Annotated in this window: 6 protein-coding genes; 1 reads left to right on the top strand and 5 read right to left on the bottom strand. The window is 35.9% G+C overall.

Going from position 1 to position 3881, the window contains the following annotated elements:
• From ABIQ28_RS13740 to ABIQ28_RS13730, 3 genes are all read right to left on the bottom strand, one after another.
• Positions 1-305 (bottom strand): DUF4268 domain-containing protein (locus ABIQ28_RS13740; RefSeq protein WP_348038266.1); only part of this gene is annotated, 305 nt, incomplete at its 3' end.
• Positions 306-372: 67 nt separating this feature from the next.
• Positions 373-1047 carry a ZIP family metal transporter gene (locus ABIQ28_RS13735; protein ID WP_348038264.1) on the bottom strand — a complete coding sequence of 225 codons (675 nt, stop codon included), beginning with the start codon at positions 1045-1047 and terminating at the stop codon, positions 373-375.
• Entirely contained in the window at positions 1044-1775 is a 732-nt protein-coding gene (locus tag ABIQ28_RS13730; RefSeq protein ID WP_348038262.1) for a class I SAM-dependent methyltransferase, read from the bottom strand. The genes ABIQ28_RS13735 and ABIQ28_RS13730 overlap by 4 nt, the downstream gene beginning before the upstream one ends.
• A 57-nt stretch (positions 1776-1832) precedes the next feature.
• Between ABIQ28_RS13730 and ABIQ28_RS13725 the strand changes: the two genes are divergently transcribed.
• Positions 1833-2990, top strand: a complete 1158-nt coding sequence (locus ABIQ28_RS13725) for a class I SAM-dependent RNA methyltransferase (protein WP_348038270.1) — start codon at positions 1833-1835, stop codon at positions 2988-2990.
• A gap of 253 nt (positions 2991-3243) precedes the next feature.
• Here the strand turns inward: ABIQ28_RS13725 and ABIQ28_RS13720 are convergent, their stop codons facing one another.
• Both ABIQ28_RS13720 and ABIQ28_RS13715 read right to left on the bottom strand, forming a co-directional pair.
• Positions 3244-3693: a GNAT family N-acetyltransferase gene (locus ABIQ28_RS13720; RefSeq protein WP_348038260.1), complete on the bottom strand. Its 450-nt coding sequence runs from the start codon at positions 3691-3693 to the stop codon at positions 3244-3246.
• Between the two features lie 61 nt (positions 3694-3754).
• The gene (locus ABIQ28_RS13715) at positions 3755-3862 is read right to left on the bottom strand and encodes a hypothetical protein (RefSeq protein ID WP_348038268.1); all 108 of its coding nucleotides are present in this window, start codon (positions 3860-3862) and stop codon (positions 3755-3757) included.
• Positions 3863-3881: the final 19 nt, after the last annotated feature.

Here is a 3881-nt window from a genome sequence, read left to right as displayed (position 1 = left end):
GGAACATAGATTCTTGAGATTTCCTTGCCGTTTTCTAAGAAATATTCTTCTTCATAAACCACTTCTGGTAAAAACTCCTCAGTTAGAATAGTCTTTAGAGATTGTAGTTTATCCCAGTAGTTGATCCGGTTTTCTAAATCGTCTTCAAGATCTAAAGTGACTAATGCCGATTTCGTATCAAAATGGAATTTGAAGGCAAATCCTTTGAGTTTGGTATCGTAAAGAATCCACTTTCGAGGAAAGGACTTCCCGAAACTGATCCAAAAATCTTCTCTTAATTTTCTTGAGTCTTCTTTGCTAAACATGTTTTCAGTCTTCAGTCCTCAGTCTGCAGTGTGCAGCTGTGATTATTTCTGTCTTCTGTCATCGGTCTTATATCAAATAAGCCACCACAATCCCCAACATTATTACAACGAGTTTGGAAAGGTTAAACCTGTGATTTTCATTGCTTTCAAACAAAATGACTGTCGAAATATGAAAAAAGATACCAATAACAATCCCATTAATGAAAAATAGATAATTTCCAACAAACGGAACGGTGTTGGAAACCAGCGTCCCCATTGGCGTCATGAGTGCAAAAGTGATAAAAAATCCGACAATTTGCTTTTTGGTAAATTTCGATTGTACCAAATAGGTGGTAATCAAAGCAGCAATAGGAATTTTATGGATGATGACTCCGTAAACCATATCATTGTGTTGATGGATAGGGAAACCTTCCAAAAAACTATGAATACATAAACTGATGAACAGCACCCATGGGAATCCTGATTCTGCATCGTTTATATGCACATGGCCATGCTCAGCACCTTTAGAGAAAAATTCCAGTAAAATTTGGAAAAGTATCCCCAACATAATAAACAACCCCGTTGTTTTAGCATCTAGATGGTTGTAAACTTCAGGTAATAAGTCAAATAGGGTCAGTGCCAATAGGAAAGCACCACTGAAGGATAATAGTAACTTGGTGTATTTTGGTTTTTTATTTTTAAAAATCACCACCAACAAAACACCGATAACAACTGCTAAAAAGGGTAGAAGGTACTGCTTCATTTAAAAATCATAATTAAGCGTTCTGACGTGCCTTTGTGAAACTTTCGCAATTTATAATCGCCAAAAACATCTAATAAATAGACGCCTGCTTGTTCAAAAAGTTCTTCAAAATCTGCTAAAGTCTTTGCTCTAACGCGTTCTTGAAAGTGATAATCCTTACCCGCGTCCGTAAAACGGATATCCTTGATGATATGATTATCTTCTACATATCTTTTCTGATGAAAATCAATGCCGCCTATAGTTTTGACATCTTCAGGAACTAAATTTTCAATGACAACATCAACATTCATAAAATCAATAACACCAAAACCAGATTCGTTTAAATCGTCTCTAATGGCCTTAATTGTGTTGAGATTGTCTTCTGACTTGTCAAAATACCCAAAACTTGTAAACAAATTAAAAACCGCATCAAATTGCTCATTGAAGGGTTTACACATGTCATGCACTTTAAAATGAAGCGTTTCATTTTCGTATTGTTTAGCGTAGGCAATGCTGTTTTCTGAAAGGTCAACTCCGGTCACATCATAGCCTAAAGAGTTGAGATAGATGGCATGGCGTCCTTTTCCGCAGGCAAGATCCAGTATTTTACCCTGTTCAGGTAGGTTCAAATATTGGGTCAAATTGTCCATGAATTGATGGGCTTCGGCGTGATCCCTATCCTTGTAAAGAATGTGGTAATAGGGTGTATCAAACCATGAAGCGTACCATTGTGTTGTCTCTTTTGTCATTATAAATTCGTCTGACTGCAAAAATACTTTATTTTTGCAATCTATATCATGAGAACAATGGATAATAATTTTAATATGGTAGCCAAAACCTTATTTGGCTTTGAAGAATTGCTGGCTAAGGAGTTAACCCAATTGGGCGCTCAAGAAGTTAAAACAGGGGTAAGAAGTGTGAGTTTTGTAGGCGATAAAGGTTTTATGTACAAAGCTAATTTGGCGTTAAGGACTGCTATCAAAATTTTGATGCCCATCCATAGTTTTCGGGTAAACAATGAAAAGGATTTGTATGACCAAGTTTATAAAATGGACTGGGCGCAATATGTTAAGCCAACAGGAACGATTGCTGTTGATGCAACCGTGCATTCCCATTTGTTTACACACTCATTATATATCGCTCAAAAGACTAAAGATGCGGTCGTCGATAAATTCAGGGACACTACGGGCGAACGCCCAAACGTGGATTTGAAGTTTCCTGACTTAAAAATCAACGTGCATATTGATAGAAATATGTGCAATATTTCATTGGATACTTCTGGAGATTCACTTCATAAACGTGGTTATAAAATCGCCACCAATATTGCGCCTATCAATGAGGTGCTAGCAGCAGGATTGATCATGTTGTCAGGTTGGGACGGGCAAACCAACTTTATGGATCCGATGTGTGGTAGTGGCACTATTTTAATAGAAGCAGCAATGATTGCTTGTAATATCCCGCCGAATTTGATGCGTAAAGAATTTGCTTTTGAACGTTGGCAAGATTGGGATGTGGAATTATTTGAAAAAATAGAAGAATCTCTTCTAAGCAAAACGAGAGATTTTCATCATAAAATTATTGGCTATGACAAAGCGCCAAGTGCTGTGACTAAAGCTAAAGAAAACATCAAAAACGCACAATTAGAAGATTTTATTGAAGTGCGCCACGAAGATTTCTTTAAGACCCAAAAAGCTGGCGATGAGAAGTTACATATGGTGTTCAATCCGCCGTATGGCGAGCGATTGGATATTGAAATGGAATCGTTCTATAAAAGTATTGGCGATACCTTAAAACAAAGTTATCCAGGAACAGATGCTTGGTTTATAACCTCCAATCTTGATGCATTGAAACATGTAGGCTTGAGACCTTCGCGTAGAATTCATTTGGTAAATGCTAAACTGGAAGCCAGATTGGTTAAATATGAGATGTACGAAGGGAGTAAAAAGGGGAAGTATATGAATTAATAAGAATTAAGACCGCTTCGCTTTTAGAATCAAGAACATAGACTGAAGTCGTTAAGTTTCAAAATATAGGCTTGAGATTTAAAAAAGAAAAGTCATTTTCACAACGAACATCACTAGGTCTTACTAAAAATGTCTTTGTGAAATAAAATGGATTTTAATCGGACCTCAATGAATAAGGTTATTGGTTTCTTTATAATTCAAAATCTTTACTGCGATGGTATGAAATTAAGGAGAGCTTAGAGAAATTAATTCTTTAAGCGCTTATTTTATTCTTCATTTGCATTTGATAAAGATCAAAGTTTTTCGCCCAGAAATCCTTTTCAACTTTTTCTAATTCAAATCCCATTTTTCCGTAAAATTTGTGGACAAGTTGCGATGTTCTGACCATTATGAATTCAATACTTGGGTTGGCATTTAAAAGATTAATCCGGTATTGAATTAATTCTTTTCCGATGCCATTCCCTTGTGATTTTGGATTAATCATATCCCACGAAATTCGGGCTAGTTTTTCTTCTGGAAAGTAGTTGATTCCACCAGCTCCGATAATTTCAGAGTTTTGTTCATAAACGAAATAATCCTCCACCTCATTTTCCAAATATTTTTCAAAATCGCTTTCCTCTGAAGGATCGAAATATTCGGGCGTATTCTTCCTTAACAATTCAATTACTTTTGATTTATCTTTATTTGTATATGCTCTAATCATTATTTTTTATTAATGACGTATCTCAAATTCGAATCAATTCTGATGTTTTAATTTTAACAGATCAATACTTTTCTTGGAGTTGTTTGGTATGATGTTCCGCATGATAAGCCGTCCACATCAAAATTTCACGAATAGGCATTTTTCCCATAACTGGATGCGGAAGAACCAAGGTGTCCAAATTTCTGTCA

Origin of the sequence: Gelidibacter sp. (genome assembly GCF_039916245.1) — a bacterium.
GTDB lineage: Bacteria > Bacteroidota > Bacteroidia > Flavobacteriales > Flavobacteriaceae > Gelidibacter.
This window is presented reverse-complemented; position numbering and strand designations above follow the sequence as displayed.